The organism is Xanthomonas sp. LF06-19 (genome assembly GCF_034105425.1).
Classification (GTDB): domain Bacteria; phylum Pseudomonadota; class Gammaproteobacteria; order Xanthomonadales; family Xanthomonadaceae; genus Xanthomonas_A; species Xanthomonas_A sontii.
Window position 1 is genome coordinate 478127 of the sequence record NZ_JAXGGH010000001.1, and the last position, 13829, is coordinate 491955.

A 13829-nucleotide genomic window follows, 5' to 3' on the forward strand; every position below is an offset into this window, starting at 1 on the left:
GGCGGATGCGCCTTTACGGTTTTTTAACTGCTTTGATCGTGCAGTGCAACAACTTTTCACGCGGCGCATGCCACGCCGTGACACAAAACCCCGGATTCGCGCCAAGCGCGGACACAGCGAGCCGCCGACAGCGGGAGCCGGCCTGCCAGGGAAGGCCCTCGTCCGGGAGTTGGCGGTCAGGCCGCGACCGGGCAGGCAGCCGCTGGCCACACCAATGCGCAGGCGCGGGCGATCGCCGATCGGCAGGGCGCGATGGCGCCTCAGTCGGGCCGGGCGAAGACCCCGAAACGGCGTGCGCGCAGGTGCAATGGCTGGCCCGGCGCGTAGTCGGGTGCCCCCTCACCCGCCGGCAGTTCCACCTCGACCTCGTCGTGGCCGTGCGCCAACTGCGCACGCAGGCGCAGCCGCGGGCCGCTGCGCTGGATCGACAGCACCGTCGCCGCCCAGCCCTCGTTGCCTGGCGCCAGGTCTTCCGGCCGCACATACAGCTCGACCGGACCACTGGACAGCGGCGTCGACGGCGCCGGCAAGGCCAGGCCGCCGACCTGCACCGCCCCGTCGTGCAGACGCGCGGGCAGCCGGTTCACCGCACCGACGAAGGCGTAGACGAAGGGCGAAGCCGGCTGTTCGTAGACCTGTGCCGGGCTGCCGATCTGCTCGATCCGGCCGCGGTTGAGGATGGCCACGCGGTCGGCCAGTTCCAGCGCCTCTTCCTGGTCGTGGGTGACGAACACCGTGGTCAGGCCGGTGCGTTCGTGCAGCTCGCGCAGCCAGCGCCGCAGGTCGCGGCGGACCTGCGCGTCGAGCGCGCCGAACGGTTCGTCGAGCAACAGCACGCGCGGCTCGATCGCCAGCGCGCGGGCCAGCGCCACGCGCTGGCGCTGGCCGCCGGACAGTTGCGCCGGGTAGCGTCGCTCCAGGTCGTGCAACTGCACCAGCGCCAGCAGTTCCTGCACCCGCGCGCGGATGCGCGACTCGCTCCAGCGCGCCTCGCGGCGGACACGCAGACCGAAGGCAATGTTCTCGTACACGCTCATGTGCTTGAACAAGGCGTAGTGCTGGAACACGAAGCCGACCCGGCGCGCCTGCACCGACAGCGCGGTGGCGTCCTCGCCGTGGATCAGCACGCGTCCGCGGTCGGCATGTTCCAGCCCCGCGATCACCCGCAGCAGCGTGGTCTTACCGGAGCCGGAGGGCCCCAGCAGCGCCAGCAGTTCGCCCTGGCGGATGTCCAGGCTGACGTCGTCGAGCGCGGCGAAATCGCCGAAGCGCTTGCCCAGATGCTGTACGCGAATGCTCATCGCAACCTCAATGTCGGTGAGTGGCGGCCAGCGCCGCGCCGTGGCGCCAGTGCAGCCAGGACTTGACGGCGAGCGTCAGCAGCGCGGTCAGCGCCAGCAGGCTGGCGCAGGCGAAGGCCGCGCTGTAGGCGTATTCGTTGTAGAGGATCTCCACATGCAGCGGCAGCGTGTTGGTGCGCCCGCGGATCTGTCCGGACACCACCGACACCGCACCGAACTCGCCCATCGCCCGCGCACTGCACAGCAGCACGCCGTACAGCAGGCCCCAGCGGATGTTCGGCAGGGTCACCCGCAGGAACGTCTGCCAACCGCTGGCGCCCAGGCTCAGCGCCGCCAGTTCCTCGTCGTCGCCCTGCTGCTCCATCAGCGGCATCAGCTCACGGGCGATGAAGGGAAAGGTGACAAAGGTGGTCGCCAGCACGATGCCCGGCAGTGCGAACACGATGCGCGGCAGATGCAGCGACACGTCGCCCAGCGGCGGCAGGTGCAGCCACACGCCTTCGTCGATCAACGGCCAGGCCCAGCCGTTACGGCCGAAGATCAGGATGAACAACAGGCCGGCGACCACCGGCGACACCGAGAACGGCAGGTCGATCAGGCTCACCAGCAGGCGCTTGCCGGGGAAACGGTGCTTGCTGACCGCCCAGGCCGCGGCCACGCCGAACACCAGGTTCAACGGCACCACGATCGCCGCCACCAGCAGGGTCAGGCGGATCGCCGCCAACGCGTCCGGATCGGAGATCGCGCGCCAGAACACGCCGACGCCGCTGCGCAACGCCTCGGTGAACACCAGCAGCAAGGGCAGCAGCAGGAACGCCAGCAGGAAGGCGAGCACGCCGCCGATCAGCAACCGCCGCACCCAGCGCGGCTCGTCGACCACCGAAGCCTGCACGTGCGCGGCGACGGCGACCGCACCGGCCTGCCCGGGGACGTGCGCGGCCAGCGCGGACACGACCGACACCATCACGCCACCGCCCTGCCGCGCCGCGCGAACCAGGCCTGCGCCCCATTCACCAGCAGCAGCGACAGCAGCGACAACAGCAGCATCGCTGCGGCGATCGCGCTGGCGCCGCCGTAGTCGAACTCTTCCAGGCGGATGGTGATCAGCAACGGCGCGATCTCGGTGGCATTGGGCAGGTTGCCGGCGATGAAGATCACCGAGCCGTACTCGCCGACGCCACGCGCGAAGGCCAGCGCGAATCCGGTCAGCACCGCCGGCCACAGGGTCGGCAGCACGACCCGGCGCACCGTCTGCCAGCGCCCGGCACCGAGCGTGGCCGCCGCCTCTTCCAGTTCGCGCTCGGCCTCGGCCAGCACCGGCTGCACGATCCGCACCACGAACGGCAGCCCCACGAACACCAGCGCCACGACGATGCCCAGTGGCGCGTAAGCGACCTTGACCCCGCTCGCCCCGCTGACCTGCATCAGCCCGACATAGCCGATCAGCAGGCCGCCGACGCCCAGTGCGGCCAGGCTCAGCACGGCGATCGTGCCGAGCAGGCGCTGCAGCACACGCAGCGGTGCCGGCAGCAGCGCCTGGCTACGCCGCAGCAGCGCGTAGCCGGTCGCCGCCATCGCCAGCAGCAGCGCCAGCCGCGGCCACCACCAGGCCAGCGTCGGCAGGCTGGCCGCCAGCGCCTGCGTCGGCTGCTCCAGCCAGCGCCCGATCCAGCCGTTGCTGCCGTACAGCGCGGTCAGGGCGATGCCGGCCACCGCGGTCGGCAGCGCGAACGGCAGGTCGATCATCGCGTCGAACAGGCGCTTGCCGGGAAAGCGATAGCGCACGAACACCCAGGCCACCCAGGTGCCCATCACCGCATTGAACGCGGCCGCGGCCAACGCGGTGCCGAAGCTCAAGCGCAACGCCGCCAGCACCCGCGGCTCGCTCCACACCCGCCACACGCCGTCCCAGCCCAGCCCGCTGGTCTTGAGCAGCACCGCGAACAAGGGGATCAGCACCACCAGTCCCAGCCAGGTCAGGGTGATGCCCAGACTCAGCCCCAACCCCGGCATCACCCGGCGCCGGCGCGGTGCGCGGGCAACGGCGGCGGCGGTCACGGCCATCGCGTCACTTGCTCGCCTGGATCTGGTCGAACAGGCCGCCGTCGTCGAAGTGCGTGGCCTGCGCCTTGGCCCAGGAACCGAACGCCTGATCGATGGTGACCAGGCGCACCTTCGGCAGCCGCGCCAGATCGGCGCGGTCGGCGTACTCGGGATGACGCGGCCGGTAATAGTGTCTGGCCGCGATCTTCTGTCCTTCCGGCGAGTACAGGTACTTCAGGTATTCCTCGGCCACCGCGCGGGTGCCGTGCTTGTCCACGTTCTTGTCGACCAGCGCCACCGACGGCTCGGCCAGGATCGACAGCTTCGGCACCACGATCTCGAACTTGTCCTGGCCCAGTTCCTGCTGCGCCAGGAACGCCTCGTTCTCCCAGGCCAGCAGCACGTCGCCGATGCCGCGCTGGACGAAGGTGGTGGTGGCGCCGCGCGCGCCGGTATCCAGCACCGGCACGTTGCGGAACAGCGCGCGCATGTAGTTGAGGATGCGCTCGCGGTCGCCCTTGAAGATGTGGTCGGCGTAGGCCCAGGCGGCCAGATAGTTCCAGCGCGCGCCGCCGGAGGTCTTGGGATTGGGCGTGATCACCGACACCCCGCTGCGCAGCAGATCCGGCCAGTCCTTGATGCCCTTGGGATTGCCCTTGCGCACCAGGAACACGATGGTCGAGGTGTACGGCGCGCTGTTGTCGGGCAGGCGCGTGGCCCAGTTCGCATCGATCAGCTTGCTCTTGGCGGCGATCGCATCGACGTCGTAGGCCAATGCCAGCGTCACCACGTCCGCCTCGACCCCGTCGATCACCGCGCGCGCCTGCTTGCCGGAGCCGCCGTGCGAGGTCTCCACCGCGACCTGCTCGCCGGGATGCAGTTGCGCCCAGTGCCTGGCGAAGGCGGCGTTGTAGTCCCGGTACAGCTCGCGGGTGGGATCGTAGGACACGTTGAGCAGTTGCGTCTCGGCGGCGGCCGCGGCCCCGGCGAACACGCACAAGGCGAGCGCGAGCAGCGGGCGCCAGCGGCGCGGCGGAAGGCTGGACATGGGCGGTTCTCCGAAAACACACAGGCCGACGCCGCGGCCGATACCCGCCGCGGACCATGACGCATGCTGCGCAGCGGCAGGCGGCGGGTGAAATGACTTCCCGGCAGCGGCTCATGCCATTTGTGCATGACGGCCGCGGCCGGCGCGGGCGCCGCGGTAACATCGCCGCTTCTTTCCGCCGCGCGTGCCCGTCATGACCGACTCCCACCTCACCCAGCACTACGCCGAGGAACTGGACGCGATCCGCGCCCAGGGCCTGTTCAAGTCCGAGCGCATCATCGTCGGCCCGCAGGCGGCGGAAATCGTCCTCGCCGACGGCCGCCGCGTGCTGAACTTCTGCGCCAACAACTACCTGGGCCTGGCCGATCATCCGGCACTGATCCAGGCCGCCAAGGACGCGCTGGACACGCACGGCTTCGGCATGGCCTCCGTGCGCTTCATCTGCGGCACCCAGGACCTGCACAAGCAACTGGAAGCGCAGATCGCCGCGTTCTTCGGCACCGAGGACACCATCCTCTACGCCGCCTGCTTCGACGCCAACGGCGGCCTGTTCGAACCGCTGCTGGGCGAGCAGGACGCGATCATCTCCGACGCGCTCAACCACGCCTCGATCATCGACGGCGTGCGCCTGTGCAAGGCCAAGCGCTTCCGCTACGCCAACTGCGACATGGCCGACCTGGAAGCGCAGCTGCAGGCGGCCGACGCCGCCGGCTGCAAGACCAAGCTGATCACCAGCGACGGCGTGTTCTCGATGGACGGCTTCATCGCTCCGCTGGACGAGATCACCGCGCTGGCGAAGAAGTACAACGCGCTGGTGCACATCGACGAATGCCATGCCACCGGCTTCCTCGGCGCCAGCGGCCGCGGCTCGGCCGAGGTCAAGGGCGTGCTGGACCGGATCGATATCGTCACCGGCACCCTGGGCAAGGCCATGGGCGGCGCGCTGGGCGGTTTCACCACCGGCCGCCGCGAGGTGATCGAACTGCTGCGTCAGCGCTCGCGACCCTACCTGTTCTCCAACTCGCTGCCGCCGCACGTGGTCGCGGCCGGGATCAAGGCCTTCGCGATGCTCGACGCCGCCGACGACCTGCGCGCGCGCCTGGTCGAGAACACCGCCTACTTCCGCGAACGCATGGCCGCCGCCGGTTTCGACATCAAGCCCGGCACCCATCCGATCTGCCCGGTGATGCTGTACGACGCGCCGCTGGCGCAGCGCTTCGCCGAGCGGCTGCTGGAGGAAGGCATCTACGCCATCGGCTTCTTCTTCCCGGTGGTGCCCAAGGGCCAGGCGCGGATCCGCACCCAGATCAGCGCCGCACACACCCGCGAGCACCTGGATCGGGCGATCGACGCGTTCACCCGCATCGGCCGCGAACTGGGCGTACTCGCCGCCTGAGATGCGCGCCGCGCTGCGCCAACGGCTGTTGCTGGCGGCGCAGACCGACGCCCAGGCGCAAGCGCTGGAGGACGGCTGGGAGACCCGCTGCCTGCATTGCCGCCGGCGCCTGCGCCTGCGCGCTGACGGCGAACCGCTCGGACACAGCACGCTGGAACACGTAGTACCGCAGGCCTGGTTCGGGCGCCGCGTCGCCGCGGCGCTGTGCGCCCAGGTCGGCGACGATGCCAACGATGCGCGAAACCTGGCGCTGGCCTGCGCCGACTGCAATCACGCCAAGGGCCGTCACCACGATGCGCGTGGGCCGCAGGATGCGCGCGCCCGCGAGGTGGTCGCCGCCCTGCTCAGCGCGCGGCTGGCGCGCTGGCGTCCGCCGCCGGCGCCAACGCCCTGACTTCAGCGGCGCTGAGTTCGCGCCACGCGCCCTTGCCCAGGTCGCCCAGCACCAGGTCGCCGACCGCCACCCGCACCAGCCGCAGCACGTCCAGGCCGAGCGCGGCCAGCAGCCGCCGGATCTGCCGGTTGCGTCCCTCGTCCAGCACCACTTCCAGCCAGGCATGGCGCTCGCCCTGGCGCAGCAGGCGCGCCTGCTTGGCCCGCAGCGGTTCGCCATCGTCGACCACGCCGGCACACATCCGTGCCAGCAGCGCCGCGTCGGGCACCGCGTCCACCTGCACGTGATAGGTCTTGTCCGGGCCGCTGCCCGGATCGGTGACCCGCGCCGCCCACTGCGGGTCGTTGCTGAACAGCAGCAGGCCCTCGCTGGCCTTGTCCAGGCGCCCGACCGGCGCCAGCCACGGCAGGCCGGCACCGTCGAAACAGCGGTACACGGTGTCGCGGCCACGCTCGTCCTGCGCACTGGTGACCAGCCCGCGCGGCTTGTTGAGCATCAGGTACCGGCGCGCGGTGTCGGCCAGCGGCGCGCCGTCCACGGCCAGCCGGTGGCGGCCCTGCAGGATCGGGAATTCGGGATCGGTGACGATGCGTCCGTCGACGGCGACGCGGCCGGTGGCGATCCAGCGCGCGGCCTCGGTGCGCGAGCACAGGCCCAGCTTGGACAGGGTGCGGGCCAGGCCGTGGCGCGGCACGGCCGGCGCGGCGGCGCTGCGCGCGGGCAGGCGCGGACGTGCGGGCGCCGCCGGGGACGACGCCGGACGGCGGGAACGCGGCGGCTTGGCCCCTCGCACGGCGCGAACGGGCGCGGCCGCGAGCGGCCGCGCGCCGGACTTACTGCTTGTTGGCGTCGGCCGGCGCCGGCGCCTCGGCGGCGGCGGCGGGTGCCGGAGCCGGACGCGCCTTGACCACGCGCACGCCGCGCGCCTTCATCCAGGCGTCGAACTCCTCGGCGGTCATGCGCTTGCCGTTCTGGCTCATGTCGAACCGCCACGGCGTGTTGTCGAAGGCCGTGGCCGGCTTGTAGGCAGCCGGATCGTTCGGCTTCACCGCGCCCGGGGTGGCGTTGGCCAGGCTCTGGCAGCCTTCGGCGCGCAGTCGCAGCAGCACGCGGTCCAGCGACTGGTCGCTGCTGTAGGACTGGGTCAGCACGCCGCTGGGCATGCCCAGCTGCACGTTGCGGCTGAACAGTTCCGAAGCGACCGGCGCGGCGACCGTGGCCGGCAACGCCAGCGGCTTGGGCAGCAGATCGCCGGAGCAATCCGGTGCGGCGTGGGCCGCAGGAATCAGGGCGAGCGCGAGCAGGCTGGCCGTCACGATACGCAGCATCGGTTTTTTTCCATTCAGGCGAGTCGACGAGCGAGTGTAGGCAGGCCCCGGCGTGCTTTCAACTGTTACCGGCACTACATGCGCTAAATAATTGGGATTGCTGAAAAAATTCAGCTTGAATGCTTTGTGCATCCTGCAGAAGCGGCTTCAGCCGCGGTAGGCATTTCCGGGACGTCTGTCGCGGCTGAAGCCGCTCCCACAACGACACCGACATACATTTCCCACCCCACAAAAACAAAGCCCGGCACGAGGCCGGGCTTTGCTTGAGACTGGAAGCGTCCGATTAGTTCTGGACGTTCAGCTCGGTACGACGGTTCTTCGCACGGCCTTCCGGATTGTCCGAACCATCCGGGTTGGTGTTCGGGGCAATCGGACGGCTCTCGCCGTAGCCGATCGGACCGACCAGACGCGAAGCGTCCACGCCGTTCTTGGTCAGGTAGTCGTACACGACGCGGGCGCGGCGCTCGGACAGCTTCTGGTTGTAGGCTTCGGTACCCTTCGAGTCGGTGTGACCGGCAACCTCGACGCGCAGGTCGGGGTAACGCTTCAGGATCTCGGTGGCCTCGCCCAGGATCGCCACGGCGTCCGGACGCAGGTTCGCCTTGTTGAAGTCGAAGTTGACGCCCTTCAGGTCGATCGACACCGGCACCGGGCAGCCGTCCGGACCGATGGTCTGGCCAGGCTGGGAGTTCGGGCACTTGTCGTCGCAGTTGTTGACGCCGTCACCGTCGTCGTCCAGATCGGCGCAGCTCGGCGCAGCGGCCGGCGGCGGCGGCGGGGCGACCGGGGCAGCCGGCGGCGGGCCCAGCGGGATCACGACGCCGACCGAAGCCAGCACGTCGCCGAACCAGTTCTGCGACGGAGCGGCAACGCTCTGGTCGTCGAAGTCAGCGCGGTAGGCCACTTCGGCACGCACGGCAACGCGCTTGTCGAAGGTGGTCTGCAGACCGACGCCGGCCTTGGCGGCAAAGTTGCCGTCCTTGCGCTGGCCCGGGGAGACCGGACCGCCGGTGTCGAACTCTTCTTCCGAGCGCTGGTAGCCCAGGCCGAACAGCAGGTACGGGTTCCAGCCGCGGCCTTCCTGGATGAAGTGGCGACGCAGGTCGAACGAGATGCCGTACTGGCTCCAGTTCAGGTCCTGGTTCTTGTCGAAGTTCGGGTTCTGATAGTTCAGCTCACCGTCCAGCGACCAGTTCGGGTTGATGAACTTGCCCAGGCCCAGGGTGACGAAGGGCGCATCGTTGGTGGTGCGGTCCTTGTCCTGGAAGTTGAAACCAGCCGAACCGGTCAGGTACCAGCGGTCGTCGAATTCCTGCGCGGACGCTGCCTGGGCGACGGCCAGACCGCCCAGCAACGCGGCGGTGAGAATTTTCTTGTTCATTAATACAACTCCTTGTTTCGGGGAGATAGAAACCGGTAGAGGCATGGTTCAGTACAGATGTCTCGTCACATCCAGACGGCCGTTTCCGCACGCCATCGCCGCGCACATTATGCGCGGCATAGTGAAGATGGCGTTAACGAGCACGTAACATGTGAAAGTCAACGCCAGCCCCTCCTAGGCCGTGGATACACCCTATACAGGTTAATGAAATCCCGCAATGCGGCACGGAGATGACCGTTTGCGGTCGTAGACAACGGCCAGCAGGGCGACCCAGTTCTCACCGCGGCCGCGCCCATGGCGGCGGGTCGGCCAACTCGGCCTGCATGAACTCGACGAAGGCCCGCACCCGCGGCGGCACCAGCCGGCGCTGCGGCATCACCGCGTGGATGCCGGTTTCGGTCAGCGGGTAATCGGCCAGCACCTGACGCAACCGCCCCTGCCGCAGGTCCTCGGCCACGTGCCATTCCGAATGCAGGGCGATGCCCTGGCCGTTGACCGCGGCATCGCGCAGCACCTCGCCGAAGTTGGTCTCCAGCGGCCCGGCCACGCGGACGGCGATTTCGCCGTCGGGTCCCTGCAGCCGCCAGGTGTCCTGGCGGCCGTCGCTGCCGGTCAGCAGCAGGCAGGCGTGCGCGGCCAGGTCGGCCGGCGTGGCCGGGGTGCCGTGGCGGCGCAGGTAGTCGGGCGAGGCGCAGAGCATGCGCCGATTGCCGGCCAGGCGCCGCGCGACCAGGCTGGAGTCGCGCAGGGTGCCGATGCGGATCGCCAGGTCGAAGCCTTCGCTGACCAGGTCCACGACGTTGTCGCTCAGGTGCACGCTCAGCCGCACCTGCGGATGCAGCGCCATGAAGCGCGGCAGCAGCGGCGACACATACAGGCGGCCGAATGCCGCCGACATCGTCACCCGCAAGGTGCCGGCGGCGACGACGCCGGCCTGGCGCAGGCCGCCGGCCAGCGATTCCAGGTCCTCGACCAGCGGCCGCCCCTGTTCGGCCAGTTGCAGGCCTTCGGGGGTCGGGTGCAGGCGCCGCGTGGTCCGGTGCAGCAGGCGCACGCCGAGCGCGCGCTCCAGCCGCTGCAGCCGCTGGCTGGCCACCGCCACCGACAGGTCCAGGCTGCGCGCGGCGGCGCTGATCGAGCCGAGGTCGAGCACGCGCAGGAACAGGGCGATATCGCCGATCCGGTCCATTGTGTGGATTCCATTGAAAGTCGTTCAATATTTTTACTGTTTTTGCTGAGAACCTGCAGGCCTAGGCTGCCGTCCTCCCGTCACTTCCGGAGCCGCCGCATGGCCGCCTCGCTCGCCCCGCCTCCCCATCCGCCCGCTGCCGGGCGCACGCCGATCGCGCTGTTCGCGCTGACCGCTGGCGCCTTCGGCATCGGCACCACCGAGTTCGTGATCATGGGCCTGCTGCTGCAGGTCGCCGCCGACCTGCGGGTCAGCGTTCCGTCCGCCGGACTGCTGATCTCCGGCTATGCGCTGGGCGTGTTCCTCGGCGCGCCGCTGCTGACCGTGGCCAGCCGGCGCTGGCCGCGTAAGCGCGTGCTGCTGGCGCTGATGCTGGTGTTCACCGCCGGCAACCTGGCCTGCGCGCTGGCGCCGAGCTACGCGGCGCTGATGGCGGCGCGGGTGGTGACCTCGCTGGCGCACGGCACCTTCTTCGGCGTCGGCGCGGTGGTCGCCACCACCCTGGTGCCCCCGCAGCGCAAGGCCTCGGCGATCTCGACCATGTTCACCGGCCTCACCGTCGCCACCCTGCTCGGAGTGCCGGCCGGCGCCTGGCTGGGCCTGCATTACGGCTGGCGCGCCACGTTCTGGGCGGTGGCGGGGATCGGCGCGCTGGCCACCGTGGTGATCGCCGCGCTGGTGCCGGCCGATCGTGCCGCACCGGCGGCCGTGCCGCTGCGCGAGGAACTGCGCGCGGTCGGCCGCGCCCCGGTGCTGCTGGGCCTGGCGACGACGGTGCTGGGCTATGCGGGCGTGTTCGCCGTGTACACCTATGTGCAGCCGCTGCTGACCCAGGTCACTGGAGTTTCCGAGAGTGCGGTGTCGCCGCTGCTGCTGGTGTTCGGCGTGGGCATGATCGTCGGCAACGTGCTCGGCGGACGTCTGGCCGACCGCCGCCCGCAGCAGGCGCTGCCGCTGAGCCTGGGCGTGCTGGCGGTGGTGCTGGCGGCACTGCCCCTCGCCTTGCCGTCGGCGCCGGCGATGACGCTGGGCATCGGCCTGCTGGGCGTGGCCGCGTTCGCCACGGTGGCGCCCCTGCAGGTGTGGGTGCTGGGCAAGGCCGGCGAGGCCGGCCGGCATCTGGCCTCAAGCCTGAACATCGGTGCGTTCAACCTGGGCAATGCGCTGGGTGCCTGGCTGGGCGGCCTGGTGCTCGGCCATGGCGGCAGCCTGTCGCAACTGCCCTGGGTGGCGGCACTGCTGACCCTGGCCGGATTGGCGGTGGCGCTGGGCGCGCTGCGGCTGTCGCCGGCCACCGCCACACCCGCCGCCAATCACGGCGCGGGTTGCGCCGCCGGCGGTGCGGCATGAGCCGGCCGATGGCGCGGGCTGCGCTGGCGACGGCGCTGCTGGGCGCGGCGCTCGTTGGGGACGCGGCGTCGCGCGAGTGGATCGCGACCTGGCAGGCCAGCCCGCAGCCGCTGTGGGCCGCGGACTTCCCGTTCCCGACACAGACGCCATTCCACCTGTGGCGGCAGACCGTGCGCCAGGTGGCGCGGGTGAGCCTCGGCGGCAGCGAGCTGCGGGTGGAACTGAGCAACGCCTATGGCGATGCGCCGCTACACATCGGCGCCGCCTCGCTGGCGCTGGCCGGCGAAGGCGCGGCAATCCTGCCCGGCTCGCAGCGGCCGCTGCGCTTCGGCGGCAAGACCGAGGTGACCGTGCCGCCGGGCGCACCGGTGCTCAGCGACCCGGTGGCGCTGAGCGTGCCGGACCTGGCCCGGCTCAGCATCAGTCTGTACCTGCCGCAGCCGACCGCACCGTCCACCTTTCACTGGGAGGGCCTGCAGAGCGCCTGGCTGGCCGAGGGCGAGCGCACCGCCGACGCCACGCTGGCCGATGCCACGGCGCTGCCGGTGCGGCTGTTCGTCAGCGGCATCCAGGTGCGCCGCGCCGATGCCATCGGCGCGGTGGTGGCGCTGGGCGATTCGATCACCGACGGCGCCGCCTCGACGCCGGGGCAGGACCGGCGCTGGCCGGACCAGTTGGCCACGCGGCTGGCCGCGCAGCGGGTGGCGGTGCTCAACGCGGGCATCTCCGGCGGGCGCGTGCTGCGCGACCGCATGGGCCGCAACGCGCTGGCGCGGCTGGACCGCGACGTGCTGGCGCAGCCCGGCGTGCGCACCGTGATCCTGCTGATGGGCATCAACGACATCAGTTGGTACGCCACGCCGTTCGCGCCGGACGATGCGCCGGTGCCGGCCGAGGACCTGATCGCCGGCTACCGGCAGGTGCTGCAGCGCGCGCAGGCGCGCGGCCTGCGGGTGATCGGCGCCACCCTCACCCCGTTCGAGGGCGCGCTGCCGGACTCGCCGATCCCCGGCTACTACAGCCCGCAGAAAGAGGCCGTGCGCCAGCAGGTCAATGCCTGGCTGCGCGCGGGCAACGGCTTCGACGCGATCCTGGATTTCGACGCCCTGCTGCGCGACCCCGCGCATCCGGCGCGGATGCGGTCGGAATTCGACTCGGGCGATCACCTGCATCCCGGCGATGCCGGTTACGCGGCCATGGCCGAGGCCGCCGCGCAGTTGCTCGGCGCCGACGCAACCGCGCGCCCTCCCGCTCACGCCACTGCGGACGCGGTCGACACCGACGCCGCGGCGCGCTGACGCCTTCTCTCCCCTTCCCCACCATCAGGAGTGTTCCATGGAATACCGTCATCTCGGCGCGTCCGGCTTCAAGGTCCCCGTGCTCAGCTTCGGCACCGGCACCTTCGCCGGCACCGATCCCTTCTTCGCCACCTGGGGCAACTCGGACGTGGACCAGGCGCGGCGCCTGATCGACATCTGCCTGGAGGCCGGCGTCACCCTGTTCGACAGTGCCGACGTCTACTCCGGCGGCGCCGCCGAATCGGTGCTGGGCGTGGCGATCAAGGGCCGCCGCGACCAGGTGCTGCTCTCGACCAAGGCCGGCTTCCGCTTTGACCGGGCCGCAGCCAACAGTGTCGGTTCCTCGCGCCTCCACCTGGTGCGCGCGGTGGAAGCGGCGCTGACCCGCCTGGGCACGGACTATCTCGACCTGTTCCAGTTGCACGGCTTCGACGCGCACACGCCGGTGGAGGAAACCCTGGCCACGCTCGACGACCTGGTGCGCGCCGGCAAGATCCGCTACCTCGGCGTGTCCAACTTCTCCGGCTGGCACCTGATGAAGTCGCTGGCGGCGGCCGACCGCCACGGCTGGTCGCGCTATGTCGCGCACCAGGCCTATTACTCGCTGATCGGGCGCGACTACGAGGAGGAACTGATGCCGCTGGGCCTGGACCAGGGCGTGGGCGCGCTGGTGTGGAGCCCGCTGGGCTGGGGCCGGCTGACCGGCAAGCTGCGCCGCGGCCAGCCGCTGCCGGAAAGCAGCCGCCTGCACGACAAGGCGGTCACCGAGGCCGGGCCGCCGGTGGAGGAAGAGCGCCTGTACGGGGTGATCGACGCCCTGGAAGCCATCGCCGCCGAAACCGGCCGCAGCGTGCCGCAGATCGCACTGAATTGGCTGTTGCAGCGACCGACGGTCAGCAGCGTGATCATTGGCGCACGGACCGAAGACCAGTTGCGGCAGAATCTGGGGGCGGTCGGCTGGACCCTCGATGCCGCCCACGTGCAGCAGCTGGATGCGGCCAGCGCGGCGGTACCGGCGTATCCGTACTGGCACCAGCGCGGCTTCGCCGAGCGCAACCCGCGGCCGGTCTGAGCCGCGGCCGTGCCCTCCTTTCCCTCACG

At 70.6% G+C, this 13829-nt stretch carries 13 protein-coding genes; 5 read left to right on the top strand and 8 right to left on the bottom strand.

Annotated elements, in window-relative coordinates; genetic code table 11:
- Nucleotides 1-260: 260 nt before the first annotated feature.
- Genes SLW55_RS02125 through SLW55_RS02140 form a run of 4 tightly spaced genes read right to left on the bottom strand, consistent with a single transcriptional unit; the run spans nt 261 to nt 4392 of the window.
- Nucleotides 261-1301, bottom strand: coding sequence for a sulfate/molybdate ABC transporter ATP-binding protein (locus tag SLW55_RS02125; protein ID WP_017914302.1), 1041 nt, complete (start codon nt 1299-1301; stop codon nt 261-263).
- 7 nt (nt 1302-1308) lie between these two features.
- Entirely contained in the window at nt 1309-2265 is a 957-nt protein-coding gene (gene cysW, locus SLW55_RS02130; protein WP_267100340.1) for a sulfate ABC transporter permease subunit CysW, read from the bottom strand.
- Complete coding sequence (locus SLW55_RS02135) at nt 2265-3365, bottom strand: ABC transporter permease subunit (protein WP_319019453.1); 1101 nt, start codon at nt 3363-3365, stop codon at nt 2265-2267. The genes cysW and SLW55_RS02135 overlap by 1 nt, the downstream gene beginning before the upstream one ends.
- A 4-nt stretch (nt 3366-3369) precedes the next feature.
- The gene (locus SLW55_RS02140) at nt 3370-4392 is read right to left on the bottom strand and encodes a sulfate ABC transporter substrate-binding protein (protein ID WP_017917609.1); all 1023 of its coding nucleotides are present in this window, start codon (nt 4390-4392) and stop codon (nt 3370-3372) included.
- 193 nt (nt 4393-4585) lie between these two features.
- Between SLW55_RS02140 and kbl the strand changes: the two genes are divergently transcribed.
- Both kbl and SLW55_RS02150 read left to right on the top strand, forming a co-directional pair.
- The gene (gene kbl / locus SLW55_RS02145) at nt 4586-5788 is read left to right on the top strand and encodes a glycine C-acetyltransferase (RefSeq protein WP_320744451.1); all 1203 of its coding nucleotides are present in this window, start codon (nt 4586-4588) and stop codon (nt 5786-5788) included.
- Between the two features lies 1 nt (nt 5789).
- Nucleotides 5790-6182, top strand: coding sequence for an HNH endonuclease (locus SLW55_RS02150; protein WP_320744452.1), 393 nt, complete (start codon nt 5790-5792; stop codon nt 6180-6182).
- Here the strand turns inward: SLW55_RS02150 and SLW55_RS02155 are convergent.
- From SLW55_RS02155 to SLW55_RS02170, 4 genes are all read right to left on the bottom strand, one after another.
- The gene (locus SLW55_RS02155; RefSeq protein WP_295843231.1) at nt 6133-6906 is read right to left on the bottom strand and encodes a pseudouridine synthase; all 774 of its coding nucleotides are present in this window, start codon (nt 6904-6906) and stop codon (nt 6133-6135) included. The two genes, SLW55_RS02150 and SLW55_RS02155, sit on opposite strands and share 50 nt — an antisense overlap.
- A gap of 109 nt (nt 6907-7015) precedes the next feature.
- Nucleotides 7016-7510, bottom strand: coding sequence for a hypothetical protein (locus SLW55_RS02160; protein ID WP_152236546.1), 495 nt, complete (start codon nt 7508-7510; stop codon nt 7016-7018).
- 283 nt (nt 7511-7793) lie between these two features.
- Entirely contained in the window at nt 7794-8891 is a 1098-nt protein-coding gene (locus SLW55_RS02165; RefSeq protein WP_160966123.1) for an OmpA family protein, read from the bottom strand.
- A 277-nt stretch (nt 8892-9168) separates the two neighbouring features.
- The gene (locus SLW55_RS02170; protein WP_017914119.1) at nt 9169-10080 is read right to left on the bottom strand and encodes a LysR family transcriptional regulator; all 912 of its coding nucleotides are present in this window, start codon (nt 10078-10080) and stop codon (nt 9169-9171) included.
- Between the two features lie 99 nt (nt 10081-10179).
- Between SLW55_RS02170 and SLW55_RS02175 the strand changes: the two genes are divergently transcribed.
- From SLW55_RS02175 to SLW55_RS02185, 3 genes are read left to right on the top strand one after another with little or no spacing between them, the layout of a single operon-like run.
- Entirely contained in the window at nt 10180-11430 is a 1251-nt protein-coding gene (locus SLW55_RS02175; protein WP_267100323.1) for an MFS transporter, read from the top strand.
- Entirely contained in the window at nt 11427-12728 is a 1302-nt protein-coding gene (locus SLW55_RS02180) for an SGNH/GDSL hydrolase family protein (protein WP_320744453.1), read from the top strand. Before SLW55_RS02175 ends, SLW55_RS02180 begins: the two co-directional genes overlap by 4 nt.
- 37 nt (nt 12729-12765) lie before the next feature.
- Nucleotides 12766-13800 (top strand): aldo/keto reductase, encoded by a 1035-nt coding sequence (locus SLW55_RS02185; RefSeq protein WP_152236539.1) that lies wholly within the window; start codon nt 12766-12768, stop codon nt 13798-13800.
- The last annotated feature ends 29 nt before the right edge of the window (nt 13801-13829 follow it).

Excerpts from the sequence above, each read along its gene's own strand:
- cysW (WP_267100340.1), bottom strand. The coding sequence starts at position 2,265 with ATGGTGTCGGTCGTGTCCGCGCTGGCCGCGCACGTCCCCGGGCAGGCC.
- SLW55_RS02175 (WP_267100323.1), top strand. The coding sequence starts at position 10,180 with ATGGCCGCCTCGCTCGCCCCGCCTCCCCATCCGCCCGCTGCCGGGCGC.
- kbl (WP_320744451.1), top strand. The coding sequence starts at position 4,586 with ATGACCGACTCCCACCTCACCCAGCACTACGCCGAGGAACTGGACGCG.
- SLW55_RS02150 (WP_320744452.1), top strand. The coding sequence starts at position 5,790 with ATGCGCGCCGCGCTGCGCCAACGGCTGTTGCTGGCGGCGCAGACCGAC.
- SLW55_RS02160 (WP_152236546.1), bottom strand. The coding sequence starts at position 7,510 with ATGCTGCGTATCGTGACGGCCAGCCTGCTCGCGCTCGCCCTGATTCCT.
- SLW55_RS02185 (WP_152236539.1), top strand. The coding sequence starts at position 12,766 with ATGGAATACCGTCATCTCGGCGCGTCCGGCTTCAAGGTCCCCGTGCTC.
- SLW55_RS02140 (WP_017917609.1), bottom strand. The coding sequence starts at position 4,392 with ATGTCCAGCCTTCCGCCGCGCCGCTGGCGCCCGCTGCTCGCGCTCGCC.
- SLW55_RS02170 (WP_017914119.1), bottom strand. The coding sequence starts at position 10,080 with ATGGACCGGATCGGCGATATCGCCCTGTTCCTGCGCGTGCTCGACCTC.
- SLW55_RS02135 (WP_319019453.1), bottom strand. The coding sequence starts at position 3,365 with ATGGCCGTGACCGCCGCCGCCGTTGCCCGCGCACCGCGCCGGCGCCGG.
- SLW55_RS02125 (WP_017914302.1), bottom strand. The coding sequence starts at position 1,301 with ATGAGCATTCGCGTACAGCATCTGGGCAAGCGCTTCGGCGATTTCGCC.
- SLW55_RS02165 (WP_160966123.1), bottom strand. The coding sequence starts at position 8,891 with ATGAACAAGAAAATTCTCACCGCCGCGTTGCTGGGCGGTCTGGCCGTC.
- SLW55_RS02180 (WP_320744453.1), top strand. The coding sequence starts at position 11,427 with ATGAGCCGGCCGATGGCGCGGGCTGCGCTGGCGACGGCGCTGCTGGGC.